We start from the raw sequence: 25401 nt of genomic DNA on the forward strand, positions 1-25401 counted from the left end.
TTGGTGTGCGTCAAGTTGATTCCTGGCGTGAGGTGTTGGTGGGGTTGCACGCGCGGTTCGCTGCGCGGTTTGCCCGCTCGGAGCCGCGGGGTCGGGCGCTGGAGTACATGTCCGGGCTGGTTGCGCCGTTGGAACGGAAGAACGGCTGGTCGCTGGCGGAACGTGCCGGTGAGACACATCCGATCGGGATGCAGCGGCTGCTGGGCGAGGCTGACTGGGACGCTGATGGGGTCCGCGATGACGTCCGGGACTTCGTCGTGGAGAGCATCGGCGACAAGGACGCGGTGCTGATCGGTGACGACACCGGGTTCCTGAAGAAGGGCACCAGGTCGGCCGGCGTGCAGAGGCAGTACTCCGGCACCGCGGGGCGGACGGAGAACTCCCAGATTGGCACCTTCCTCGCCTACGCCTCCCGGCGGGGGCGGGCGTTGATCGACCGGGAGTTGTATCTGCCGAAGTCCTGGACGGACGACCGGGAGCGGTGCCGGGCGGCCGGCATCCCGGACGACGTGCCGTTCGCCACGAAGATCGAGCACTTCCAGGCCATGCTCCAGCGCGCCCTGGACGCGAAGGTGCCGTTCGCGTGGGTGACCGCCGACGAGGCATACGGGCAGGCCAAGCGACTGCGGTACTGGCTGGAGCAGCGCGGGGTCGCGCACGTGCTGGCGACCAAGGTCAACGACACCGTCATCACCACCCGGGGCGCCGACATCCGGGTCGACGCCCTGATGGCCGGCCTGCCGAGGCAGGCGTGGAAGCGCCTGTCGGCAGGGGCCGGCGCCCACGGGCAGCGGTTCCATGACTGGGCCCGGGTGCCGGTCCGGATCTGGTGGGAGAACGGCTTCGGGCACTGGGTGCTGGCCCGCCGCAGTCCCACCGATCCCACCGAGATCGCCTACTACGTCTGCTACGGCCCGGTCGGCACCCGGCTGAGGGACCTGGCCCGGGTGGCGGGAGCCCGCTGGCAGGTTGAACCGCCCCGGGTGAAGTGGAGACTCGATTTCATGAAAGGATCGAGTCATGGCACGACCTTCCCGTTACCCGCTTGAGCTGCGCCGACGTGCGGTGCGCATGGTCGCCGAGGTCCGCGGCGACCACCCGACCGAGACCGCGGCCTTGCAGGCGGTGGTCGAGAAGCTGGACATCGGCTCCCGCGAGACGCTGCGGAACTGGGTCAAGCAGCACGAGATCGACGCCGGGCAGCGGCCGGGGACGACGACGGAGGAGTCCGCCCAGCTCAAGGCGTTGAAGAAGGAGAACGCCGAGCTGAAGCGGGCCAACGAGATCCTGAAGGCGGCGGCGTCTTTCTTCGCGGCCGAGCTCGACCGGCCACACACACGCTCGTAGCGTTCATCGACGAGCACAAGGGCCGCTTCGGCGGCGTCGAGCCGATCTGCAGGACGCTCACCGAGCACGACTGCAAGATCGCCCCTTCCACCTACTACGCCCACCACAAACGCCGGAGCACACCGTCGGCCAGGACCGTGCGCGATACCGAACTGAAGGAACGGATCAGCGAGGCCTTCCAGGCCAACTACCGTGTCTACGGGGCGAGGAAGATCTGGCGTGAGCTGAACCGGCAGGGCCACCGCGTGGCCCGCTGCACCGTCGAGCGCCTGATGCGTGAACTTGGCATCGCCGGAGCGGTCCGCGGCAAGCGCGTGATCACCACGCTGCCCGGCGGCCAGTCCGAACGGGCGCCGGATCTGCTGGACCGCGACTTCGTCGCCGCTGCCCCGAACCGCTGCTGGGTCGCGGACTTCACCCACGTCAAAACCTGGTCCGGTGTCGTCCACGTCGCCTTCGTCGTGGATACGTTTTCCCGCCGGATCGTGGGCTGGTCCGCAGCCACCGTGAAGGAAACGATCTTCGTCCTGGACGCCCTGGAGATGGCCGTGTGGCAACGTGACCGAGACCAACATCCGGTGCGGCCGGGCGAGTTGATCCACCACTCGGATGCCGGATCGCAATATACGAGTTTCCGGCTCGCCGAGCATCTGGACACCGCCGGCATCGCCGCCTCGATCGGATCGGTCGGTGACGCCTACGACAATGCCCTGATGGAGAGCACGATCGGCCTGTACAAAACCGAGCTGATCAAGCCCCGGCGGCCCTGGAAATCGCTCGCCCAGGTCGAGCTGGCCACCGCCGAATGGACCGACTGGTACAACCACCGCAGGCTCCACGGTGAGATAGGCCACGTCCCGCCCGTCGAGTACGAAGCCAACTACTACATGGAATCCACGAAACCCCAGGTCACAACCACAATCTGAGATCTCTACCGAACCCGGGGCGGTTCAGGTCGAGGAATGTTTCCAGGCCGCGAAGAACGAGTGCGGCCTGGACCACTACCAGGTCCGCCGCTACGACGCCTGGTACCGGCACATCACCCTGTCCATGGCCGCACTCGCCGCACTGACCGCCATCCGCGCCCAGGAACTGTCAAAGGGGGCAACCATCTCGGACAAACCCACCTGATCCCGTTGTCCGTCGCAGAGATACGCCGCCTGATCGGACTCATCCTGCGGCCACAACACCTCACGCCGACGCACCATCTGCACCGGTCATGGTGGAGACGACTCAGTCAGACCCGCGCTCGCCACAGCCACTACAAACGCCGAGGCCAGACCCCATAACTGTGATTGCAGTACTAGTACTGCAACAGTGCTTGCCGTGACTGATGGCCAGGTCATGGGCTGTGTCCGCGCCGTTTGTAGTGGCTGATGCGGGCCTGGTGTTGTCGTCGTCGGCGCCAGGTCGACCAGTGCAGGATGTGCTCGACGGGTGTGGGCCGACGGTCGGTGAGGCGGGTGATCAGCCGTCGTATTTCGGCGAGGCTGAGGTGGATGAGCTGGGAGGATCCGTTTCTGCTTTCCCGGCATCCAGCTCGCGGGCTCGCAGGACGGGCCTTGACCCAAGGCCGGGTAGTTAACGTTTTCGCAGGTCACGCAAGGGGTGTTGGGGTCCATGCAGTGGCGGCGTAGAGGCCGGGGCCAAGTTTGTGGATGAGGCCGGTATCGGCCCATCTGGAGAGCTGCCGATACATGGTCTCCATGGTGATGTCGCCGAAGTGGGAAGCGATGTCACGGGGGCGCCAGAGGCGGGTGGGGTCTTCCTCGAGCAGGCCCAGGATCCGGTGACGTCGGCGCTCGGCGAGGGCTGTGTGCCGGTCGTCGCGGGAGATGGCGGGGAGTTGAGGGTGCGGTTCGCGAGGTTCGAGGACGCTGATGTCGAGACCGGTGATCGTGCGGCTGGTGTCGGGCCTGCCGTCGTCATGGCGGGTGCTGTAACGGGACATCGGTGACTTGACCTTGCGGGTGCTGACGCGCTGCCGTCGGGGCGGCAGGAGACGGGCCAGGATCCGGTGCCCGATCAGCCCGACGCGGCCGACATCGGCGGGGTCGGTGATGACGGCGGCGGCCTGGACGACCTGGTCGCGGGCGGTCTGGAGCGCGATGGTGAAGCAGCAGCGGTCCGGATCGGTGCCGGGCAGCGACTCGGCGGCCTCGACCATCATGGTGCACAGGGCCTGGTAGAGGGTGAGAAGGGCCCACATCTCCTGTTCGACGCCGGCCGGGTCGCCCGAGCGCAGGACGCGCCCGTTCGTGATCGTGTGGCGGAGCGCGTAGTACGCAGATTCGTGTTCCCACCGCTGGTGGTAGAGGCCCACCAGCGCGGCCGCCGGGTATCGGCGGGCGTCGGTCAGAGTGGTGACCAGCCTGTAGGAGCCGGTGAAAACGGTGCCGTCCGCGCAGGTCACCGTGATGTTCGCGTCGATCACACGTACCTTCACGGCGGCGATCACCGACAGGTATGAGCCGTCGGCGAGACGTGTCAGGACGGGGGTACGCCGGTTGCTGCGGAGTCGGCCCAGGAACTGGGCGCGGGTCGCGGTGACGGAAGCGAGGAAGTCGTTGCCGTCGAAGCCCTTGTCCCACAGGACGAGCATGTCCGGCCGCAGCAGATGCAGCAGGCGCGAGGCATAGCTGGTCTCGCCCTCGGCGGTGGGTCCGAACACTGCGCCGATCAGGGCCCGTGTCCCGGTCTCGACCAGCGTCATCAACTCCAGTGTGGGATAGCCGTGATGGGAGGTTCGCCCCAGCCAGGCCCTGTTTCGCCCGGAGTCGGGGACCTTCTGCGAACTGCAGCCGTCGAATGACACAGTCCGGTACGGCCCGAACCGCACACCGGGTGTCGTCGGCCGTGCCAGAGGCCCCGCGAGAACCTCGAATAACGCCCGCACCGGCGCACTGCCCAGTCGTCGGCGCAGATCACGCAGGGCCTTCGGCGTGGGGGAGGCCACCGGCACTTCGGCCAGCCCGGCCGTCAGCTTGTCCCAGACCAGCCGGTAGCCGACTTCAGGGAACAGACACATCGCGAGCAGGAAGTAGATCCCGACCCGCGAAGGAAGATCGCGCAGTCGTCTCTGCACCGAGCGGGTCTCCGCCAGGACCGCGTCGATGAGCTCGAACGGCACGACGGGCGTCAACTCGCCCAGACGCCCGGGCGCGAACCGGCCCGCGGCCACTGTGACCGTACGGGTGATGGCCATCACCGAGGCCGGCAGGACATGATGAAACGGCAACGGAGCTCCTCGAGTACAAGCTGTCTTGGACGACTGCCTGCACCAACGAGCTCCGTTGCTCTTGCGTCGGAAATCTTTCAACTGGCGCGCATGACCTGCGAAAACGTTAACTACCCGGCCTTGGGCCTTGACCCCGGTTTCTGGACACGGGTTATGCGGCTTGCGTCAGCGCAGTGGATGTCGTTCGGAGGGCGTTCTCGTGGGCGATGGGGCTGCGGTGTCCGAGGCGGGAGTGTCGGCGTCGGACGTTGTAGCGGTGCAGCCATCGGAACGCGTCGAGCCGGGCCGCTCGCTCGTCGGCCCAGTGCTTGCGGCCCTGGAGGGTCTCGCGTTTGAACGTTGCGTTGAAGGATTCGGCCAGTGCGTTGTCCGCGCTGGAGCCGATCGCGCTCATGGACTGGCGGACGCCGGCCTGGTGGCAGGCGTCGGCGAAGGCCTGGCTGGTGTACTGCCCGGACTCAATCGGTCGTCGCAACACCGGCTTCCTGGGTCAAGGGGAGGTGCTCGTTGAGGGCTTCGGCGGGTGTCTTCCAGGCGAGGGTTTTGCGGGGCCTGTTGTTGAGCGCGAGGGCAACGGCCTCGAGTTCGCTGGCGTCCCATCGCGACAGGTCGGTGCCTTTCGGGAAGTACTGACGAAGGAGTCCGTTCGTGTTCTCGTTGGTGCCCCGCTGCCAGGGGCTGTGCGGGTCGGCGAAGTAGACCTTCAGGCCCGTGCCGATGCGGAGTTGAGCATGCTGGGCCAGCTCCTTGCCGCGGTCCCAGGTCAGTGACCGCCGCAGATGTTCGGGCAGCGTGGTGATCGTGTCAGCGATCGCGTCCTTCACGGCCTCGGCGCCGCGGCCTGCCAGTGCCGGGCCGTTCTTCACTCGTGGTTCGAGGCCGTAACCGTCCATTCGGGGCAGGTGCAGCAGCATCGTGAACCTGGTCGTGCGCTCGACGAGCGTGCCGATCGCCGAATGGTTCAGGCCGATGATCAGGTCGCCCTCCCAGTGCCCCGGGACCGCTCGGTCCTCGGCCTCAGCCGGTCGTTCGCTGATCATCAGCTCAGGCGTGACATGGCCACCGGGACGCCGCCGCGTTCGAGCACGCGGGACGCGCAACGCTCGCCCGGTGCGCAGACAGGCGACCAGTTCGCGCTTGAGCGCGCCGCGGCCCTGGACATAGAGGGCCTGGTAGATCGCCTCGTGCGAGATGCGCATGGACTCATCATCGGGGAAGTCGGCCCTGAGCCGGTTCGAGATCTGCTGCGGACTCCACGACGTCGCCCACCGCCGGTCTCGCCGCCTGGGCTTGTTGCGGCCTTTCCACTGGGGCGTTGCAGGCCCCGGCACAGGCCTCCCGTCTGCAGCCCGGATCACCCCGGCGAGCCTGTCCTGCACGTATCCACACAGCCGCTCATTCCCCGCCAGCTTCGCGGTCTTCGGCCTCTGTGCTCTGCGCTCGGCATGCCACTGCGCGGTGGTCGCCCGATACTCCAGACGGTAGGTGCGCGTTGACGCGTTCCGGCGTAGCTCCCGCGAGATCGTCGGCGGCGAGCGGCCCAGCCGACGCGCGATCTCACGGACCCCGATGTTCTGAGCCCGCCACAGGGCGATGTCCTCGCGCTCCGCAAACGACAGATAGCGTCCCGACACCGTCGGGGAGAGATTCGGTCCCACGCCGCCAGCGTGGCGAAACCACCGTGTCCCGACTGCGGGCGACACCCCGGCCTCGACTCCTGCTTCCTCCGACCGGAGCCCTCGGGCGATCGCAGCCCAGAACCGCACGCGGTCCTCACGCCACGCAACCGTTGGCCGGCCCGGCGACGGCATCTGCCCCCGGTACTCACGAACCCTGCGCTGCTGCGGGCCAACACCCATTACTCCACCTCCGACTACGAGGTGTTGCGACGATCAGTTGAATCCACCCTGGGCGCCGTGATCGGTGTGCAGGATTGCTCCGGCGGGGCTGCCTCGGGTGCGTTCGGCGGCGGCCAGGGCGTCGGTGACGAGATCGGTGCGCATGTGATCTGCGATCGCCCAGCCGGCCAGGCGGCGTGAGGCGAGGTCGATGACGGTGGCCAGGTAGAGGAACTTCCCGCTCTCCAGGGGGAGGTAGGTGATGTCGCCGACGTACTTCGTGTTCGTCTCGCGTGCGGTGAAGTTGCGGCCGATCAGGTCCGGGGCCTTCGCCGCGGCCGGGTCCGCGACCGTGGTGCGGTGCCTTCGTCGCAGCCTCACGCCGGCCAGATTGATGCTCCGCATCACGCGTGCGACCCGCTTGTGGTTGACGCGTTCGCCGTTCTCGCGGAGCTCGGCGGTGACCCTGGGGACGCCGTAGGTGCCGTCCGACTCGCGGTGCACGGCCCGTATCCGTGATGCGAGAGCGGCGTCGGCCGCCTGCCGGGCGGCCCGGTCGACGGCGGTGCGGCACCAGTAGTAGAAGCTGGAGCGGGCGATGCCCAGGATGGTGCACAGCCGCTTCACGCCGTAGCGGCGCTGGTGGTCGGCGACGAACTGGAAGCGGTTGGGCCTTGACCCCGGTTCCTGGACACGAGTCATGCGGCTTGCGTCAGCGTAGTTGATGTCGTTCGGAAGGCGTTTTCGTAGGCGATGGGCTGCGGTGTCCAAGGCGGGAGTGTCGGCGCCGGACGTTGTAGCGGTGCAGCCATCGGAAGGCGTCGAGCCGGGCTTCGCGTTCGCCGGTCCAGTGCTTGCGGCCCTGGAGTGTTTCGCGTTTGAACGTCGCGTTGAAGGACTCGGCGAGCGCGTTGGCCACCGAGCTGCCGATCGCGCTCATGGACTGGCGAACGCCGGCTCGGCGGCAGGCGTCGGCGAAGACCTGACTGATTCTCGTAAGTTCGGCCCGCCGACGATCGCACCGGCGGCGAAGGCGATGATCAGCAGACCGACGCGGGAGACACCGACGCCGAGAGCAGAAGGCCTCGGAGATCATCTTGTAGGCGTCCGGCGTCACCACGAACGCCGCTTCCCTGGCAGTACCTCACCTTCGCTGCTCCGACCCGTGGTGCGCCAGGGCCCGTGCTACCAGGGCGGCGGGCTCGGGTTGTGCCTGCAACGCCTTCAGGATCAGCATCCACCACCGGTGCAGCCGGTCGGGGAGATCCTCGTGCTCCGTCATCTCCTCGGTGAGGTCGTACAGCCCGAAGAACGAGCACACCAAGGTAGTGGCGGTGTCCGACGGCTCGACTTCGTCGGCCAGTTCGCCGTCGGCGCGCGCCTTGGCCAGAAGACGCGTGACGGCAGCCGTCCAGACGGCGAAGGGAGTGGGTATGGCGACGTCGATGGTGCGGCGCTCGGCCCACAGGCGCGCGCCGGCCCGGGTCATGACGTCGTCGCGCAGTGCCTTGGCGATATCGAAGCTGAGGGCGACCAGCTTCTCCAACGGTGGTATCCCGGGGGCGGTATAGCGGTCGTTCAACATCGCCCAGGATGCGAACTGTTCGCGCACTACCGCCAGTGCGAGTTTCTCCTTGCTGGAGTAATGGAAGTAGACGGCTCCGCTGGTGCGCCCTGAAAGGTCGCTGATCTCATTAATGCTTGTCCGTGCGTACCCTTGTTCAACGAAAAGGTGTGCTGCAGCTTCCAGCAGAGACCTTCGCGTTGCACGCGCCCTGTCCTGCATGCGTGTTCCACTTTCGTTCGTCAGTTCACATTTTCTTGATCAGGGAAAGTCGTGCGCCGTAGCGCACATACGGCGCTCTGCGCCGTTAATGCTTGGAGATTATTATTGTTCTTTGGTCGTACGTGAGTACGGTCAATCGCGAAAATTCGCGCTCCGCCGTTGCTGCCGGTGCGGGCATCGGCCTCCGCAGTTCGGAATCTACAGTCAAGTCCCCTTGGCTCTACTTGAGTTGGAGGGAGCGGCTCTGTTTCGCCTGTTATCGGTTGTCGCGCACGCGCCGCGAGTACTGGGTAATGAGCGTGCCGTCAAACACTCGAAATGATGATTGCACCTCCTTGGCTGAGGAATTAACGTAGTCATCACGATGTTTCTGGGGGTCATCCGGAGAAAGTCGGACGACGTCCGTTGCTGGAGGACCCGGAGACGAAGCATCGGCCTTCACACATGGTCGAACGGGAACTCGTTCGACAGCGCTCACCTTCTGCGGCCAGGCGCGCCTCTCCGCAGCGCCCTGCTTCCTACTGCGAGCACCAACGATGCGGGGCGGCGCGCTCTTTCGAGAACGGCAGGTAAATGTCACCTCGTCGCATCTTCATCTGGTCCCCAGCCGCCATCGTCTTCGACTGTGACGGAACCCTCGTTGATACCGAACGACACTGGCAGGACGCGCGCAGCCGGGTCTTCGGAGAGTTCGGTCTGAAACCCCGCCCCGGCTTCGCCGAACGGGCCAAGGGCGTGCACTACACCGAGTGCGGCAGCCTCATGGCCAGAGAGGCCGGGAAGCCGCAACTCGCCGACGACATGACGCACGCACTCCTGAGGCAATTCACGGCGCTCGTTGCCGAAGACCCCGTGACCATGCCGGGCGCGGCGGCACTGGTCCGCCTCGCCGCCCGCCACATCCCGCTCGCGGTCGCCAGCAACTGCCCGCTGGACGTGGTCGAGTCCACCCTTGCCCGGGTCGGCCTGCTCAGCTACTTCGCCCATGTCGTCGTTGCGGGTGACGGGCTGCTACCGAAACCCCATCCCGACGTCTACGCCACCGCGGTCCGCCTGTGCAGCGTGCGGCCGGAGGACGCGATGGCTGTGGAAGACTCGGTCACCGGGGTCGAGTCGGCCCGGAGAGCCGGTATGCGCGTGCTCGGCGTGGGACCTCGACCGGCCGCAGAGGAGGCTGACCAGGCCGACCTGTGGCTGCGCACTCTGGCTGATCCGGAACTCCAGGCATGGGCCCATGCCTGGGCGGACAGGACGGCCTGAGATGCCCCGGGCATCCTTCGGCCCGGCGGGGTGACGCGCAAGGAGCACTACGAGCCGCGTGCGCGGCTCGTCCCTGCCGAGCCGGAGAAGGCCATCGCCGCGGCGGAACTGGCGCAGGTCGCAAACCGCCCGATCTACGTCGTCATGGCCGTGACCGCCGAAGGCATCCGGGACATCCTGGGGATCTGGGCCGGCGACGGCGGCGAGGGCGCGAAGTACTGGCTGCACGTGTTCACCGAGCTGAAGAACCGCGGCACCGACGACGTGCTCATGCTGGTCTGCGACGGACTGAAGGGCCTGCCCGATGCGGTGGAGGCCGTCTGGCCTCGAACGATTGTCCAAACCTGTGTCGTTCACCTGCTGCGGAACAGCTTCCGTTACGCGGCCCGCCAGGACTGGGACAAGATCGCCAAGGCGCTGCGGCCCGTTTACACCGCGCCGAACGAAGACGCGGCGATGGAGCGGTTCCTGGAGTTCCAGGAGGCGTGGGGCCGGAAGTATCCGGCGATCGTGAAGCTGTGGTCCGACGCCTGGGCCGAGTTCGTGCCCTTCCTCTTCTTTGACGTCGAGTTCTGCAAAGTCATCTGCTCGACGAACGCGATCGAGAGCGTGAACGCCCGCATACGCAAGGCCGCCCGGGCTCGCGGGCACTTCCCCAACGAGGCCGCGGCGCTCAAGTGCGTCTACATGGCGCTGATGAGCCTGGACCCGACCGGCAAGGGCCGCAAGCGGTGGACCATGCGCTGGAAGGCGCCCTCGAACGCTTTCCAGGTCGCCTTCGAGGGCCGCCTGACCCCCACCGACCACTGACCAACTCAACAACCAAGATCAGCCGCTAAATTGACACACCCTGCCCTGGTTGAACTTCGCGGACTGCGGAGCCGCGTTGGTGAAGTGGAACGTGTCGCCGTTCGCTCGCACGGCGTCTGCCTGCCGCCCCACACCGGGTCCAGGCGGTGCACCAGGTGGCCGCGGTCCAGGCTGTGGTGCGCGTAGACCGCGTTCCCGGTCTGCTGCTCGGCGGGCAGCCGCAGATCGAACTGCCACTGCCCCTCACGCTCCAGGTTCTTCAACAGCTTCCCGTCGATGCCCACCGCGGTCGCCGCGGCCAGGCGCCGGTCCGGGCGGAACACCACGCTGAAATGCATGTAGGGCAGGATCACCGTCTCGATGCTGGAATCGCTCGGCAACGGCAGCGGCACGACCGGCCCAAGGAACGCGACTCTGCTGCGCAATTCCGTGCGGGGTGAGGGTGGTGTCCTGCCGCAGCGAAGGCTGAGCACCTGCCCCTAGGGTGGGAGGATGCAAATCATCCTGGTGAGCGGGCCCTCGGGCTCAGGGAAGACGACCGTCGCGCGCATCCTGGCCCAGAGCAGGCTCTCTCCCAGCGTGCATCTTCATACGGACGACTTCTACGCGGCGATCAAGCAGGGAGCGTTGGCGCCGTACCTGCCGGAGGCGCACGAGCAGAACCGGACCGTCGCTGGGGTGATCGCCCGGGCTGCCGCCGGTTACGCCGCCGGGGGCTACCACACCGTGGTAGACGGGGTAGTCGGGCCGTGGTTCCTGGAGGAGTACGAGAAGGCGGCGAAGGCCGTGAGTGTCGGACTGGTCTACGTGGTGCTGCGGCCTGACCGGGAAGTCGCACTTGATCGCGGGATGTCCCGCTTTCAACACCCGCTCACCGACCGGCAGATCCTCAACCAGATATACGACAGCTTCGCCGACCTCGGCCCGTACGAGAAGAACGTTCTGGACTCCACCGACCTCACCGCGGAGGAGACCGCAGAGGCCGTGCTCAAACTTCGGTGAGACTGCTCAACCTTCGCTGCGACAGGACAGGTGGGCGCGGGATGATCGTCCGTGCGGTCGTTGTCCTGTCGTGCGTCCGTGGGGGTGATGCGGTTGTCGATGCGGCCGAGGGGACTGCCGGAGGTGCCGGTGCAGACTGCGGCGGTGGCCCGGGCGGCGTTCCCGCGGGGGAGCCTGGCGATGCGGGTGCGTGATCGGCTCGCGGAGGTCTTCGCCGACGAGCCGTTCGCCGAGGCGTTCGGGGTGCGTGGCGCCCCTGGGCTGTCACCGGGGGTGTTGTCGCTGGTCACGGTGTTGCAGTTTGCCGAGGACCTGACTGATCGGCAGGCCGCGGCGATGGCGGTGCGGGCGATCGACTGGAAGTACGCGCTCGGGGCCGAGCTGACGGACACGGGCTTCGATGCCAGCGTGCTGAGCCGGTTCCGCGCTCGGTTGGCCGGGCACGGCATGGAGCGGGTGATCTTCGACCGGCTCCTGGAACACTGCAAGGACGAGGGCCTGGTGGCGGCCGGGGGCAAGCAGCGCACCGATTCCACCCATGTGATCAGCGCGGTGCGGGACTTGAACCGTCTGGAACTGGCCGGGGAGAGCGTGCGGGCGGCTCTGGAGGCCCTCGCGGTCGCGGCGTCGGCCTGGCTGGCCAGGCAGGTTGACGTGGCGGAGTTCGCCCACCGCTACGGGCCGAGGGTGGACGGCTGGCGCATGCCGTCCTCGCAGACGAAACGCGACCGGCTCGCGCAGGTCTTCGGGCAGGACGCCCTGGCGTTGTGCCGGGCCGCCTGGGCCCTGAACGCCCCCGGCTGGATCCGGGAGATCGAGTCCCTACGGCTCCTGCGGCAGGTCCTCGTCCAGACCTACTACCTGCACACCGACACCCGGGGACGGGAGGTGATCAGGAAGCGGGACGCCGGCGACGAGGGCGTCCCGCCCGGCCAACTCCGCCTGGCCTCCCCCTACGACCCCGATGCCCGCTGGGCGGCCAAGGGCGAAGACCTGTTCTGGATGGGCTACAAGGTCCACCTCACCGAGACCTGCGACACTCCAGCCGAAGCCGAAGCCGAAGCCGAAGCCGAGGGCCAGGTGGCACCGAACCTGATCACCGACGTGTTCACCACCGACGCCACCGTGCCCGACGTGAAGGCGACCGAGCCGGTCCAACAGCGCCTGGCCGAGCACGGGGTGCGACCCGCAGAGCACTACCTCGACTCCGGATACCCCTCCGCCGAACTCATCACCACCGCCCTGAAGCAGGGCACCCGCATGGTCACCCCCGTCCTGCTGGACCACTCGGCCCAGGCGAAGGCCGCCACCGGCTTCGACAAGAACGCCTTCGCCATCGACTGGCAAGCCCGCCAGGTCCGCTGCCCCGCCGGGAAGAGAAGCGCGCACTGGAACCCGGTGAAGCAGCACGGCGCGGACGCGATCGTCATCACCTTCAGCGTCCGCACCTGCCGCCCCTGCCCCTTCCAGGAACAGTGCACCAGCTCCGCGGCGGGCCGACGCATGCTCACCCTGCAGCCCAGGGAACCGTACGAGGCCCTCGTCCGGGCCCGCGCCGAGCAGAAGACCGAGCCCTGGAAGACAAGTACGCCCTGCGCGCGGGCGTGGAGGGCACCATCAACCAGGCCCTGGACATCACCGGCATACGCCGGGCCCGCTACCGCGGACTGCCGAAAGTCCGCCTCCAGCACGCCTTCTCCGCCACCGCGCTCAACGTGATCCGACTCGACGCGTACTGGACCGGACACGACCAGCACCACACCCGCAGCAGCCGCCTCGAACACCTCGCCTACCGACTCACAGCCTGACCCCGGAATTGCGCAGCAGAGTCGAACGCGGGATCAAAACCGCGCCGGCCGGTCAGAGACGCTGCGCCGGGCACGCTCTCCGGCACAGCCGGATCTGGGGAGTCGGGAACGTTTGCCATGACTGAGCCGTACCGCGTTCCATCGCACACCACACCGATAGATACCCCTTCGGACCAGCAGTCCCAGATCCGGGCGTCGGTCAGGCGGACCGCGACAACCGAGCGGCTTTCCTCAGGAGAGGCCTCGTGCGAGACCAGGCCTGGCCACGGCTCACGCCGCGTTGCTGGCGCTGGGGCCAACTTCCAGATGTCGACGAACGCGAAGCCCCACGCCCGCTCGAACCGCTTCCTGAACTGGTCAAGGTGCCGCTTGACCGCCTTGACATCCCCTCTACGCCACCCGACCGACCCGAACCGTGGGTCAAGCACGGCTCGTTCTCCGCGAAGGAGTACCAGCATCACCGGCCACGGCCGGAGTCGAGTTGGACCCGGCTGCAGCAGTCTGTGCTGGGCGGATTCTGCGCCGGTACGCCCCGTTGCGGGATGCGCCGAACCGATGAAAAATGGGTCTTGTAGCGGCTTTTGCAGCGGCCTTCAGCCCGAAACCAAACCGTTGGACCACCCTCGAAGGGTTCTGTCCGCAACGGACGAAGCAGTGCGACGCATATCCCGTCTGGATCCACGATGGCCAAAACCACCCGGCGACACGTCCTGCACATGACCAGCGCATCTGCCTTGGCCGCAGCGCTCGCGTTGCCCGCGGCTCCCGTGACCGCTCTGCCGACGCCTCAAGTCCGTAGCGAGGCCGGGGCGGACCTGCCTCTTCGGCCAACGCCTCCGTCACCCGCGCCTCCGTCACCGACGCCTCCGTCACCCGCGCCTCCGTCACCGACGCCTCCGTCACCGACGCCTCCGTCACCGACGCCCCCTCCCCCGTCGACGCCGAGCACTCCACCCTCGACGACAGCACCTCCTCCCTCCACACCGAGCGGGACTACGAGTCCGGCCGAGACGCCGCAACCGAGCGAGACGTCGGACACCGATGAGCCGCCCAGTCCCAGGGAAGGCGATACACCGGCGTCCCACGCCGTGACGCAGCAGAAGGAGGACATCGATGAAGTGACGGGAGACCTGAACCAGAAGAAGGAGGAAGTTCCGGAGGAGCTGGTCCCGAGCGTGGGGCAACTGACCACCATCCTAAAGGCAGTGGAGGACCCGGGGACCTCGCCGCAGGAGCGTGACGGCGTCATCAGGACCGCACAGGCTCTGAGCTCCACACTGGAAGTGATCGGCGATCCCGAGACACCTCACGCGCTGCGGGGACAGTTGACCGGGCTCGTGAAGCAGGTGACCGCCACGCTGGACACAGCGAACCACCCAGGGATATCGCCCGAGCAGCGACGCACGGTCACCTTGGTCGCTGAGAGGTCGGCATCCGTCCTGGACATGATCGGCGACCGCGAGACGCCGCAGGGGCTGCGGGGACAGCTGATCGGGATCGTGAACGACGTGACCGCCGCCGTAACCCGTGACCGTCATGCAAGGACCTTGAAGCTCGCGAAGTCAATGACTACTTCGCTGGTCATCATCAGCGACCCGAACACGCCTGACAAGGAACGGAAGGGCCTCGCGGAGACCACGCACGAGGCCGGTTCGTCTCTGGAAAATCAGAATGACTCGGACGAGCAGACCGATCGAATGAAGAAGAAGCAGGAGGAAGCCGCCTCCGCTCAGGGCCTGCCGGACGTACCCCTCCCGAAGGCGGCCGAAGTCTGCACCAATGCCGTCTTCGATTCCGTCCCGGACGACACCCTGAACCGTGATCTCAAGAGCGTAGTGCCCGAGAAGTGGGAAACCGAAGGCGTCAACGATTTCTGGAAATCGGACGAGTCAGGGAACGACTACCTCGACGTACTCGTCCAGTTGCTGAACGAGGAATCCGCCGACGCTCCACTGAAAATCAAACGTCTCATCCCCAAGCTCGCCGATTCCGTACCGGCAAGTGAACTCTTCGGGACCCTCGGCACTCCGGGGCTTCATTGCCTCCGTGCGGCCCTGCAGCTCGATCAGGATTCCGAGGTCAAATCAGGTTCCTGGGTCAAGATGGCTAAGGAGAAGGAATAGACCTCAGCAACTCCGCCACGGACACCTCCGAAGAAGCGTAAACCGTGGAAGTGCCGAATCTGTCAACTTCTCTTGTTTCTTCGGCAGGATCACCCGCAGCCCCTCCACCTTTGAAATCGTAAGAGGAAGAAATAGAGTATTTAGGACTTCTTGTCGGCGACCACTCCGCTGTCACATAGCGTGGTTTGCGCGTCACGTTGACCAGGTTGTTGTTGTGACGCACCCTGCCGTGATACCTGAGCGTTTCCCTGCACAACGACGGATGGCAGTAGTACGGGCTCCTCTTGATCCACGACGCGTGCGGTTTACTGAAATTCTCCACGTCGATCCGCCCTCGATCCTTCCTCATGTATGTGATCTGCAGGTCGACGCGCAGAAGGTCGTACTGGACGTTCTTGGGAATCTCAAATACATGCACCCTAGCGTCTTCCTGCCCAGTGCCGAGGACTTCACCAGCCCTATAGAACCGCCCACTGCTTATTGACGTATATTCGAGTTGATCGACATGACTTTCCGCCTCCTCTTTCGTCTCACCCTTCTCGAAGCTCTCCTTCCATCGTTCCTTTACCAAGTTACCCTGCTCGGAATACTTGGCAGTTCTGCCGTAGACCGTGAAGTCATTGATGATTATGTATACCGAGACCTCTCCAGTATTCTTGACGGAGAGTTTCAGCGGGACCTGAATGAAGGGGCGTCCGCGGTCTGCCCGCGCCTTTCCGAATTCCGCCTTCAGCGCGAAACGCATAGGGGCAACTGCCGGTTGGTACATGGTTGAGTACGTCAGACTGAGAGCAGTCAGGAGGGCCGATACGAACACGCCGGCCGCGAATCTCTTGGGTTGCGGAACTCCCTTCCATGATTTCTCCCGGACCAGCAGGAGGAGGGCCCACAGTGACCAGCACCAGAGAGGCATGAACGCCAGCATGTAGGGCGTGTATTCCCGCTCTTCGAGCCACATCAGAAGGAGAAGGCTGTCGGTGCCGAGTGATATGAGTACACCAATCAGGACGATCGCACCGGAGATTTTGGACTGTCGTCTTCCCCAGTAGTCGAGTACCGAGATCGCTGCCGCAACCTGTGTCAGACCGGACAGGACGAACAGGGCCCCGGTTATTCGTTGCGCAAAAGTCAGGGCGCCGGAGGCGTCCGGCCATCCGATCATTCCGTTGAGGACCGCGGATGCGACCAGTCCCAGCATCATGAGGACGCTGGTCACGCGTCTTCTCCAGGTCCGGGCGGGCCAGGCGCTGCTGTCCCCGCCGCGCCAGCACACAGATGCCGGGTCCTCCACATCCACGTCCGGGTAACCGAGGCGGTCCAGCATCTTTCGCAGCTCACGCAGCGACCAGGTACTGCCTACGGTCTCCCCGCCGATGGTGACCCGGCGAAGACCACGACTGTCCGGTGCCTCGACGACGACCCATGGACGGATGCTCATGAAGCCAGCCTCGAACCGGAGCCGGAACCGCGCATGCGGGTTTGCTCCGGTTGGCCCCATGCGGACGGCCCTGTTCTCCAGATGCAGGTGATTAGTTGGTCTCCTACCGTGGTAGTTGGAGCACTTCCAGGGTGTCCCTCTCCCGTGTCGTCGGGGTGCGGCTGTCGATCCGGCTCACCGCGCAAATCCATAGGAGACTTCATGGCCACGGTTCCACCTGTCACCCGCCCTGGCTCGGTCTACCTGCTTGCCGGAATCAGGCTCTTCAACGGAGCCGCCGGTCTGCTGGCACCGGAGCTGCTCATCCGCCGGTTCGACCCCGGCCGTGAGCCGCCCAGTCCGGCGGCCGTCTACGCCTTCCGGCTCTTCGGTATCCGTACGGTCCTGCTCGGCCTCGATCTGCTGAGCCACAGCGGCGATCGGCTCCGAGCGGACCTGTGCGAGGGAATCCTGATCCACGGCAGTGACACCGCGACGGCGGCCACGCTCGGCATCCACGGGCACGTCCCGCCGCGCACCGCGGTACTGACCACGCTCATCTCGGCCGTCAACACCGCCTTGGCCATCAGTGCCAGTGCCTCGCTCGCCAACTCCTCGAAGAAAGAGCAGACATGAACGCGCAGTCGGCTCCCCCGGCCGAGACGGGCTTCGACTACATCGTGGTCGGCGCCGGCGCGGGTGGCGGACCGCTGGCCGCCAACCTCGCCAGTTCGGGCATGCGCACCCTGCTCCTCGACGCCGGCGGCACCGACCAGAACGACAACTACCTGGTGCCCGCGTTCCACGCCGACGCCTCCGAGGATCCCGTCCAGTGCTGGAACTACTTCGTACGGCACTACGCCGACGAGCAGCAGCACCGGCGCGACAGTAAACTCGTACCGGACAAGGGCATCCTCTACCCGCGGGCCGGGACGGTCGGCGGATGCACGGCGCACCATGCGCTGATCACCGTCTACCCGTACAACCACGACTGGGACGCCATCGCCGAGGAGACCGACGACGCGACATGGCACAGCACAGCCATGCGCCGGTACTTCGAGCGGCTGGAGCGTTGTACCTACCGGCCGAGACCCAAGGAGCCACCCGGCAACCCGCTGCTGGCCGCGCTGCTCCGGGTTCTGCCCGTCGTGGCGGCCCGGTACCGCAACGACGCCCGGCACGGGTTCGAGGGCTGGCTGCCCACCGCCCTTGCCGATCACGAACTTGCCGTGCAGGACAAACAGTTGCTGAAGGTCCTCCTCTCCGCCGCGCAGGACACACTCGCTGGCTTCCTCGGCCGGCCGCTGTCCCCCCTCGAGGGGTTCGGCTCTTTCGTCGACCCCAACGACTGGCAGGTGCAGACGCACGGGCTGCAAGGGCTGTGGCAGATCCCCATCTCCACGGCGGACGGCCGCCGCAGCGCCGTACGGGAACGCGTCCAGGCGGTGCAGCGCGCTCATCCGGATCACCTGGTGGTCCGTACCCACGCGCTGGCCGCCCGGGTCGTGCTGGACGAGAGCAATGCGGCGAAAGGCGTCGACTACCTGGACGAGGCGCACGCCTACGGGGCCGATCCCTTCAGTCACCCCGGCTCCGGGCCACCTGAGCTGCACCGGGTCCTCGCCTCCCGCGAGGTGATCCTGGCTGCCGGTGCCTTCAACACGCCCCAGCTGCTGATGCTTTCCGGCATTGGACCACCTGAGGAACTGCGGCTGCACGGCATCCCCGTGCGGGTCGCCCTGCAGGGAGTGGGCGCGCATCTCCAGGACCGGTACGAAGTCGGCGTGGTCAGCCGGATGACCCGCGAGTTCCCGGTCATCAAGGACTGCGACTTCCACGCTCCGAAGCCCGGAACCGAACCGGACCGCTGCTACCAGGCCTGGCAGCAGGGCGAGGGCCTCTACACCACCAACGGCGCCGTCCTCGGCATCACTCGCAAGTCGCACCCGGACTTGGATGCCCCCGACCTGTTCATCTTCGGCGGCCCCTTCGACTTCCGAGGATACCGTCCCGGCTACTCGCTCGATCTGACACACCACAAGGACCGCTTCACCTGGGCCATCCTCAAGAGCCGTACCCACAACGCGGGAGGCCGCGTCCGGTTGCGCTCGGCCGACCCACGCGACACCCCACTGGTCAACTTCCACTACTTCACCGAGGGAACGGACAAGGACGGCCTGGATCTCGAGGCGATGGCCGATGCCGTGGAGTTCGTGCGAACGATGAACCGCAGGGCCGGCTCTGTCGTTCTCGAGGAGTTGTGGCCCGGCAAGGACATCGACGACCGCGACGGCGTCCGCCGTTTCGTCCAGGACGAGGCCTGGGGCCACCATGCCTCCTGCACCTGCCGGATTGGACGCCCCGACGATCCTTCGGCGGTGGTCGACAGCGCGTTCCGGGTGTGCGGGGTGGACCGTCTGCGGATCGTCGACGCCTCGGTCTTCCCCCGCATTCCTGGCTTCTTCGTCGCCGCCCCCATCTATATGATCAGCGAGAAGGCGAGCGATGTAATCCTCTCCGACGCGGCCCGCACCTGACCGCACCGTCCGCTACGCGATACGACCAGGAGCCAATCAAGGAGCATCCCTATGAGCACGCACCGAAGCGCCGCACGGCGCTCCCCGGCCGGATACCGGACGTCACTCCCCTGGCGGATCATCACCGGTGCCGCCGCATACATCGACCGTCGCTTCGGCTGGGACAGACTGCCCGTCGTCGCGGGCCTGCTGACGCTCCTCGGGCTGCGCGTCAGACTCCGGCAGAAGAACTTGTACGACACCGGCCGTCTGCCCGCGATCAATCAGCCCGAGCCCGCGCCCCCGTCCGCGAGCCACCAGGTCAACCGGACCGCCGACGGCAGCCACAACGATCTCGGCGAGCCGCGCATGGGCATGGCGGGCACCCGCTTCGGCCGGAACATCCCGCTGGAGGCCATCGTCCCCGCCTCGCCCGAGGATGTACTGGCACGGCCCAATCCGCGCGAGGTCAGCCGCGCGCTGCTCACCCGCGACCAGCTGGTCCCCGCCGAGTCCGTCAACTCCCTGGTCGCCGCCTGGCTCCAGTTCATGGTCCGGGACTGGTTCAGCCACGGTACGAGCCCCCCGGACCGGCCCTGGGAAGTTCCCCTGATGGACGATGACGCGTGGCCGGAAGAGTCCATGCAGATCATGCGGACTCCGGACGACCCGACACGTGACCCGCAGGCGCCCGCCGGCACGCCGGATACCCGCGTCAACGTGTCCTCCCACTGGTGGGACGCGTCCCAGATCTACGGCAAGAACGAGGCCGAGCAGCACCAGTTGCGTACCGGCGAATGGGGCAAACTGCACCTGTGGGACGACGAGCAGCCGCCCGTCCCCGCCGACCCCTCCCAGGACCCCACGCGTGTTCCCGGCTTCTGGCTGGGCCTCGCCATGATGCAGGACCTGTTCACCCGGGAGCACAACGCGGTCTGCGACCACCTGCACGCCGCCTACCCGTCCTGGGGCGACGAGGAGCTGTTCCAGCGTGCCCGGCTCGTCATCGCTGCGCTCCTCGCGAAGATCCACACCGTGGAGTGGACACCGGCCGTGATCAGCCATCCCACCACCGTCAAGGCGCTGCGCGCCAACTGGTGGGGTATCGCGGGCGAACGCGTCCACAACCTCTTCGGCCGCGTCAGCGACAGCGAGGTCATCAGTGGGATCCCCGGCGGTGAGACGGACCACTACGGCGTCCCCTACGCGCTCACCGAGGAGTTCGTGGCGGTCTACCGCATGCACCCGCTCGTCCGTGACAACTGGCACCTGCGCTCCGTCACCGACGACATGACGCTGCGTCACTGCACTCTGCGTGACATCGCGGGCCCGGGAGCACTGAAGTTCCTGGAGACCACCAAGATGGCCGACCTGCTCTACAGCTTCGGCACGCTGCACCCCGGACTGGTCACCCTGCACAACTTCCCCAGGTTTCTGCAGGAGTTCGAACGCCCTGACGGGCATCTGCAGGACCTCGCCGCCACCGACATCCTGCGCTCCCGGGAGCTGGGGGTGCCACGCTACAACGAGTTCCGGCGACTGCTGCGGCTCAAGCCCGCGGAGAGCTTCACGGAGCTGGCGCACGATCCTGCGTGGGCCGAGCAAATCGAGCGGCTCTACGACGGCGACATCGAGAGGGTCGACCTGACGGTCGGGCTGTACGCGGAGAAACTGCCGGCCGGATTCGCCTTCAGCGACACGGCGTTCCGGATCTTCATCCTGATGGCCTCGCGCCGGCTGAACAGTGACCGCTTCTTCACCGCCTACTACATCCCCGAGGTCTACTCCAAGCCCGGTATGGCCTGGATCGACGACAACAGCATGGTCACCGTCCTGCTGCGCCACTACCCCGAGCTGCGTACGTCCCTGTCCGGGCTGACCAACGCCTTCGTGCCGTGGCACCGCGCCGCACAGAAAGAGACCTGAGATGGGAGCGACGCAGAGGACGGGTCAGGAGCACGTACGCCAGGTCGCCGCGGCCGCCGAGCGGTACCGGGCAACGAGCGACGCGCGCCGGGCCATGGAGCGGCAGCAGGATGCCGGCGTCTCCTTCCCGGACTCGCGGCAGGCGCTCGCCGCGCGGGCCGCGCGCCTGCTGGACCGGCACGCGGTGCCCGCCGCCATGGCCGTGGAGGCCGTACGCGCGGAACCGCTGGCCGCACCCGAGGCCTATGAGCGCATCCTTGGGGTGTCCAAGGAACTGCAGGCGTGGAGCTTCCTGCCGCGGGGTGCCCGGGCGGCGCGCACCGTCGCACGGATATCGGTGCGGGAGAACGGCCGCGAACTGCCGCTCGGCACCGGCTTCCTGGTTTCGCCGCACCTGCTGATGACCAACCATCATGTGCTCGCCGACGCCGAGGCGGCCCGGGACTGCTTCGTCGAGTTCGACGCCCAGGTCACCATCGACAACACGCCGCAGCCGCCAACGCGGCTGGGGCTGGATCCGGACGCGTTCTTCGTGGCCGACGAACGCCTGGACTTCACCCTGGTACTGGTCGCACCCGGCCCGGACGCGCTGCCACCTGGGGAAACCTTCGGCTGGAACCGTCTCAGCGCCCAACCGGGCAAGTTGGTCATCGGGGAGCCGGTCAACGTGATCGGCCACCCGATGGGCCGCCTGAAGGAGATCGCCGTCCGCGACAACATGCTCCAGGTGCGGCTCGACGACTTCCTCCACTACCAGACGGACACCGAACCCGGCAATTCGGGCTCCCCCGTCTTCAACGATCAGTGGGAGGTCGTCGCGCTCCACCACAGCGGGGTACCGAAGACCGACGACCAAGGGCGTCTGCTGCGCAAGGACGGGCAGGTGTGGCAGCCCGGTGACGGCGACGACGCGGTCGAATGGGTGTCCAACGAGGGCGTACGCATCAGCTCCATCCTGCGCCACCTCGCTCAACTGCCGCCCGGCACCCGGTCGGGCCCGCTGTCCGAAATGGGCGCCGAGTCGGGTCTTAGCCTGACAGAGTCCGCGGTTCCCGCCCCGGCGCCCGCGGCCGCCGTGCCCGGACCGGCCACGACGGCAGTCGCCCACACGGGCCTGCGCGCCCGGGACGGCGCGTTCGGCGGCCGGCGCCATCTCGTCTTCCTGCACGGGCGCTCCCAGGAGCACAAGCATCCGGACATGCTGCGTGGCGAATGGACGGCCGGTCTCAACCAGGGACTCGTCCGCGCCGGGCTCCCACCGGTCGACCCGGCCGATGCCTGGTTCCCCTACTACGGTGATCGGCTGGTGCAAGCGGTCTCCGCGCACGAGGCTGTTCCCCATGTCACCGAGGCCACGAGTCTCTCTCCGGCCGAGGCACTTGCTCCCGCCTCACCCACGGCCCGTGCGGTGTACGAGGAGATGATCAGCGAGGCCGCTGTCAGATGGAACATCCCACAGGAGAGGCAGCCGGAGGTCGAACGGATCGCCAGGGGCGACATCGTCAAAGGGCTTCGTCGGCAGCTGAGCTGGCTGGCCGCGAGGAGCGACCTCGACGCGTGGGCCATCGCACTGACCCTCCACGATGTGGCCGCGTATCTCGACGACCGGCGCGTCCGGGACGCGGTCCTGGACTGTGTGCTGGAGACCCTACCGGAGGAAGGTGAGGTGATACTCGTCAGCCACAGCCTCGGCACAGTGGTCGGCATGGACCTCACCACCCGGCTGTCTCCCGCGCTGCGTACGATCCACCTCACCACGGTGGGCAGCCCACTCGGACTGGACAGCGTGTTCAAGAGGCTGCTCATCGGTGGGCCGAAGCGGCCCGAGGCGGTGGTGGACTGGCTCAACGCGTGGTCCCCCTCCGACGCGGTGGCCATCGGATGCCCGCTGGCCGACGACTGGTCGGGGGCGCTGTCCGACGTCGCCGTCATCAACGCCCGCGACCGGGCCCACAACATCGTGGAGTACCTCTCCCACCCGGAGGTCGCCGGGGAGATCGGCCACCACCTCGAGCTCAGGTGACCGCGAGCGGGACGCTGTCGGCCCGGCCGTAGGCATGTTCAGCGGCTCGACTTGCCGGCGTAGATCGCCAGCGTTGCAGTACGTGCTCGCGGGAAGGCGCTCTTGGTTGATCGCCACGTATCCCTTGGCGCCCCGGTCGAAGGCGAGGGCATGTTGCCGCTGTCCGACCAGTTGGAGACCGCATCCGAGTCCGTGCTTGCCTCGGTGGCTTTGTTCACGGGTCTGGGTTCTGGCTCACTTTCCGGGCTCTGTCGCTATTTTGGGGGTAGTTGCCCCGAACCACCGCCGCTGCCCGCGGTCTCGCGCGACGATCGAAACGCCGTCCCTTCCCAGCGCCGTCGGCACCGCATCCTCGCCCTGCTCCAGGACGACCCGGACCGCCTGTGGAGAGTTGCAGAGATCGCCGCTCGCTTCGGCGACATCCGGCTGGACACCACGTATCGGCAACTCTCCCGATGGGCGGACAGTGGCCTCATTCACAAGATCGGCCCCGGTCTCTGCACAGCCACGACCTGGACACCAACTGCCTTGCAAACAACGGCAGATCGCTAAGGGCCTGCGGAGAAATAAGGCGTTGCTTCCTTAGTTGCTCATCGTTGTTGTGGTATGGGGATGTTGGAGGGGGTTGAGGCGGCTCTAGGGGCTGTCCGGTGGGTCGTACGAACTGGCCAGGGCCGTGGCATAGGCGCAGATGAGCTTCTCAGGAGGCGCCGTGTCGTCGGGCTCGCTGGCACTGAGGGCTCGCCGCGAATCCGCCCATCCTTGCCTGCATCGGCCGGTTGAGGAATTTGGTTGCGGTGGATCAGGCGGATGCGGTCATACTCCGGCATGAGTAGAGACGCCGAGGTCATCGTGCTCGCCCGCTGGTCGGACGAGGTGATGGAACCACTGACCCAGGACGACCCGGAACGCACGTGGCGAGGTCGCTTCGTCCCGATAGCGGGGCAGTGGGGCTACGAGTTCGGATGGGCCCTGGAGTTCGAGAAAATGCGTGGCCGCCAGGGCCTGCTTAGGCACCTGGAGTCGCTGCCGTGGCCACATCCGCACACGGTTCAGGTTCTGCTTCGCGACCAGGACGACGACTGCTTCGGGCTATGGATGTTCCAGGAGGGCCGGCTGGTGGAAGTCACCATTCCGCGCACCGAGCGTTTCCACCAGCCGGCACCGCCCAATGAGGACTTCGAACCCGACCCGGGCATGCTGCTGCGCACCGACCAAAACACGGCTCTGCCCGAGCAGACCCCAGAAGCACGCCGCGACCCCCGCTCACCCTGGTAGACCGAGTTCGACAGCTCATCTTGGGACATCAGGGCTGTCGACGAGCGCGTACTCAGCGAACTGCGCCACCACTACCCAGGTGCCAAGGACCTCTCAACGGGGCGTTTCACTACGGACGGAGCCATAGGCGGATCGCGGCCACGGTGACCGTCCCGTGGAAGACGTACGCCCGTTTGTCGAAACGCGTGGCGACGGCGCGGAAGTTCTTGAGCCGGTTGATGGTCCGCTCGACCTCGTTGCGTCGGCGGTAGATCGTCTTGTCGAAGCCCGTGGGCCGGCCTCCTTGGCTGCCGCGGCGCCGGCGGTTAGCCCGCTGGTCTCTCGGCTCGGGGATCGTGTGCTTGATCTGGCGTCTGCGCAGGTGACGCCGATTACGGCGTGATGAGTACGCCTTGTCTCCCCCGACATGGTCGGGCCGAGTGCGCGGTCGTCCACCAGCCTGCCGGGGCACACGGATCTCTTCCAGGACGGGAATCATCTGCGGTGCGTCCCCCCACTGACCGGGCGTGATGACAAACCCGAGCGGGCGACACCCACCTTCCCCAGCAAGGTGGATCTTGCTCGTGAGCCCGCCTCGCGAGCGTCCCAGGGCCTCATCGGGACGGTGACGCGCCGGGTTTCTGCGCCGACCCGGAATCTTCGGGGCACGAGTGGAGGCGCCGGCCGCGTGCTGATGAGCGCGGCAGGTCGTGGAATCGACGCTGACCATGCTCCAATCGATCCGGCCCTCGGCATCGGCGTCGGCCTGGACGGCCCGCAGGATCCTCTCCCACGTGCCGTCCGCCGACCACCTGCGATGACGATCGTGGACCGTCCTCCAGCTACCGAAGCAGGGAGGAAGGTCCCGCCAGGAGAGGCCGGTCCGCTGCCGGAACAGAATCCCGTTGATCACACGGCGGTGGGATTGCCAGCGTCCACCCCGCCCGCGATTCACCGGCAAGTGCGGCTCCAGTCGAGCCCACTCTTCATCCGAAAGATCTCCCCGCCCCATGTCCCACGGAACGAGTGCCCAGCGGGAGCGTCACGCGA

General features: G+C 66.8%; 15 protein-coding genes and 7 pseudogenes. 13 read left to right on the plus strand and 9 right to left on the minus strand.

Annotated features, from left to right (window positions below; translation table 11 throughout):
* Positions 1-5 precede the first annotated feature (5 nt).
* From OCT49_RS34250 to OCT49_RS34260, 3 genes and pseudogenes are all read left to right on the plus strand, one after another.
* Positions 6-974, plus strand: a pseudogene (locus tag OCT49_RS34250) (IS701 family transposase); the annotation flags it as partial.
* Between the two features lie 46 nt (positions 975-1020).
* Positions 1021-2273 (plus strand): IS3 family transposase gene (locus OCT49_RS34255; protein ID WP_283849835.1). Its coding sequence is split into 2 segments (ribosomal slippage): positions 1021-1303 and positions 1303-2273, totalling 1254 coding nucleotides; the frame shifts between segments, so codons are not numbered across the junction.
* Between the two features lie 28 nt (positions 2274-2301).
* Positions 2302-2478, plus strand: a pseudogene (locus OCT49_RS34260) (IS701 family transposase); the annotation flags it as partial.
* A 466-nt stretch (positions 2479-2944) separates the two neighbouring features.
* Here OCT49_RS34260 and OCT49_RS34265 read toward each other — a convergent pair.
* The 6 genes and pseudogenes from OCT49_RS34265 to OCT49_RS34290 all read right to left on the minus strand — a co-directional run bounded on the left by OCT49_RS34265 (position 2945) and on the right by OCT49_RS34290 (position 8209).
* On the minus strand, positions 2945-4585 hold the full coding sequence (locus tag OCT49_RS34265; RefSeq protein ID WP_283856059.1) for an IS4 family transposase: 1641 nt from the start codon (positions 4583-4585) through the stop codon (positions 2945-2947).
* 151 nt (positions 4586-4736) lie between these two features.
* Positions 4737-5033 (minus strand): annotated as a pseudogene (locus OCT49_RS34270) (integrase core domain-containing protein); the annotation flags it as partial.
* Between the two features lie 10 nt (positions 5034-5043).
* Positions 5044-6444, minus strand: a complete 1401-nt coding sequence (locus OCT49_RS34275; protein ID WP_283856060.1) for an IS30 family transposase — start codon at positions 6442-6444, stop codon at positions 5044-5046.
* 48 nt (positions 6445-6492) lie between these two features.
* Positions 6493-7125 (minus strand): annotated as a pseudogene (locus OCT49_RS34280) (IS3 family transposase); the annotation flags it as partial.
* A gap of 10 nt (positions 7126-7135) precedes the next feature.
* A pseudogene (locus OCT49_RS34285) lies at positions 7136-7411 on the minus strand (integrase core domain-containing protein); the annotation flags it as partial.
* A gap of 156 nt (positions 7412-7567) precedes the next feature.
* The gene (locus OCT49_RS34290) at positions 7568-8209 is read right to left on the minus strand and encodes a ScbR family autoregulator-binding transcription factor (protein WP_283856061.1); all 642 of its coding nucleotides are present in this window, start codon (positions 8207-8209) and stop codon (positions 7568-7570) included.
* Between the two features lie 573 nt (positions 8210-8782).
* On the opposite strand from OCT49_RS34290, the gene OCT49_RS34295 reads away from it, so the two are divergent.
* Positions 8783-9469: an HAD family hydrolase gene (locus OCT49_RS34295; protein WP_283856062.1), complete on the plus strand. Its 687-nt coding sequence runs from the start codon at positions 8783-8785 to the stop codon at positions 9467-9469.
* A gap of 114 nt (positions 9470-9583) precedes the next feature.
* Positions 9584-10279: pseudogene (locus tag OCT49_RS34300) on the plus strand (IS256 family transposase); the annotation flags it as partial.
* Between the two features lie 5 nt (positions 10280-10284).
* Here the strand turns inward: OCT49_RS34300 and OCT49_RS40205 are convergent.
* A complete protein-coding gene (locus OCT49_RS40205) occupies positions 10285-10704 on the minus strand; it encodes a DNA/RNA non-specific endonuclease (protein WP_502963499.1) in 420 nt (139 codons plus the stop codon).
* Between the two features lie 67 nt (positions 10705-10771).
* On the opposite strand from OCT49_RS40205, the gene OCT49_RS34315 reads away from it, so the two are divergent.
* The 3 genes and pseudogenes from OCT49_RS34315 to OCT49_RS34325 all read left to right on the plus strand — a co-directional run bounded on the left by OCT49_RS34315 (position 10772) and on the right by OCT49_RS34325 (position 15212).
* Positions 10772-11281, plus strand: a complete 510-nt coding sequence (locus OCT49_RS34315; protein WP_283856063.1) for an AAA family ATPase — start codon at positions 10772-10774, stop codon at positions 11279-11281.
* 180 nt (positions 11282-11461) lie between these two features.
* Positions 11462-12948, plus strand: a pseudogene (locus OCT49_RS34320) (IS1182 family transposase); the annotation flags it as partial.
* Positions 12949-14177: 1229 nt separating this feature from the next.
* Positions 14178-15212, plus strand: coding sequence for a hypothetical protein (locus OCT49_RS34325; RefSeq protein WP_283856065.1), 1035 nt, complete (start codon positions 14178-14180; stop codon positions 15210-15212).
* Here OCT49_RS34325 and OCT49_RS34330 read toward each other — a convergent pair.
* On the minus strand, positions 15196-16650 hold the full coding sequence (locus tag OCT49_RS34330) for a hypothetical protein (RefSeq protein WP_283856066.1): 1455 nt from the start codon (positions 16648-16650) through the stop codon (positions 15196-15198). The genes OCT49_RS34325 and OCT49_RS34330 overlap by 17 nt on opposite strands.
* A gap of 201 nt (positions 16651-16851) precedes the next feature.
* On the opposite strand from OCT49_RS34330, the gene OCT49_RS34335 reads away from it, so the two are divergent.
* The 5 genes from OCT49_RS34335 to OCT49_RS34355 all read left to right on the plus strand — a co-directional run bounded on the left by OCT49_RS34335 (position 16852) and on the right by OCT49_RS34355 (position 24372).
* Complete coding sequence (locus OCT49_RS34335) at positions 16852-17265, plus strand: hypothetical protein (RefSeq protein WP_283856067.1); 414 nt, start codon at positions 16852-16854, stop codon at positions 17263-17265.
* The gene (locus OCT49_RS34340) at positions 17262-19166 is read left to right on the plus strand and encodes a GMC family oxidoreductase (protein ID WP_283856068.1); all 1905 of its coding nucleotides are present in this window, start codon (positions 17262-17264) and stop codon (positions 19164-19166) included. The genes OCT49_RS34335 and OCT49_RS34340 overlap by 4 nt, the downstream gene beginning before the upstream one ends.
* Before the next feature lie 51 nt (positions 19167-19217).
* The gene (locus OCT49_RS34345; protein WP_283856069.1) at positions 19218-21071 is read left to right on the plus strand and encodes a peroxidase family protein; all 1854 of its coding nucleotides are present in this window, start codon (positions 19218-19220) and stop codon (positions 21069-21071) included.
* Position 21072: 1 nt separating this feature from the next.
* Positions 21073-23094 carry a trypsin-like serine peptidase gene (locus OCT49_RS34350; protein ID WP_283856070.1) on the plus strand — a complete coding sequence of 674 codons (2022 nt, stop codon included), beginning with the start codon at positions 21073-21075 and terminating at the stop codon, positions 23092-23094.
* Positions 23095-23922: 828 nt separating this feature from the next.
* Complete coding sequence (locus OCT49_RS34355) at positions 23923-24372, plus strand: hypothetical protein (protein WP_283856071.1); 450 nt, start codon at positions 23923-23925, stop codon at positions 24370-24372.
* Positions 24373-24481: 109 nt separating this feature from the next.
* On the opposite strand, the gene OCT49_RS34360 is transcribed toward OCT49_RS34355, so the two are convergent.
* Positions 24482-25363 carry an IS5 family transposase gene (locus tag OCT49_RS34360; protein ID WP_283856072.1) on the minus strand — a complete coding sequence of 294 codons (882 nt, stop codon included), beginning with the start codon at positions 25361-25363 and terminating at the stop codon, positions 24482-24484.
* Positions 25364-25401 lie beyond the last annotated feature (38 nt).

The sequence above is a fragment of the Streptomyces sp. ML-6 genome, from assembly GCF_030116705.1.
Taxonomy (GTDB): Bacteria; Actinomycetota; Actinomycetes; order Streptomycetales; family Streptomycetaceae; genus Streptomyces.

Excerpts from the sequence above, each read along its gene's own strand:
- OCT49_RS34275 (WP_283856060.1), bottom strand. The coding sequence starts at position 6,444 with ATGGGTGTTGGCCCGCAGCAGCGCAGGGTTCGTGAGTACCGGGGGCAG.
- OCT49_RS34290 (WP_283856061.1), bottom strand. The coding sequence starts at position 8,209 with ATGCAGGACAGGGCGCGTGCAACGCGAAGGTCTCTGCTGGAAGCTGCA.
- OCT49_RS34295 (WP_283856062.1), top strand. The coding sequence starts at position 8,783 with ATGTCACCTCGTCGCATCTTCATCTGGTCCCCAGCCGCCATCGTCTTC.
- OCT49_RS34315 (WP_283856063.1), top strand. The coding sequence starts at position 10,772 with ATGCAAATCATCCTGGTGAGCGGGCCCTCGGGCTCAGGGAAGACGACC.
- OCT49_RS34330 (WP_283856066.1), bottom strand. The coding sequence starts at position 16,650 with ATGAGCATCCGTCCATGGGTCGTCGTCGAGGCACCGGACAGTCGTGGT.
- OCT49_RS34335 (WP_283856067.1), top strand. The coding sequence starts at position 16,852 with ATGGCCACGGTTCCACCTGTCACCCGCCCTGGCTCGGTCTACCTGCTT.
- OCT49_RS34340 (WP_283856068.1), top strand. The coding sequence starts at position 17,262 with ATGAACGCGCAGTCGGCTCCCCCGGCCGAGACGGGCTTCGACTACATC.
- OCT49_RS34345 (WP_283856069.1), top strand. The coding sequence starts at position 19,218 with ATGAGCACGCACCGAAGCGCCGCACGGCGCTCCCCGGCCGGATACCGG.
- OCT49_RS34350 (WP_283856070.1), top strand. The coding sequence starts at position 21,073 with ATGGGAGCGACGCAGAGGACGGGTCAGGAGCACGTACGCCAGGTCGCC.
- OCT49_RS34355 (WP_283856071.1), top strand. The coding sequence starts at position 23,923 with ATGAGTAGAGACGCCGAGGTCATCGTGCTCGCCCGCTGGTCGGACGAG.
- OCT49_RS34360 (WP_283856072.1), bottom strand. The coding sequence starts at position 25,363 with ATGGGGCGGGGAGATCTTTCGGATGAAGAGTGGGCTCGACTGGAGCCG.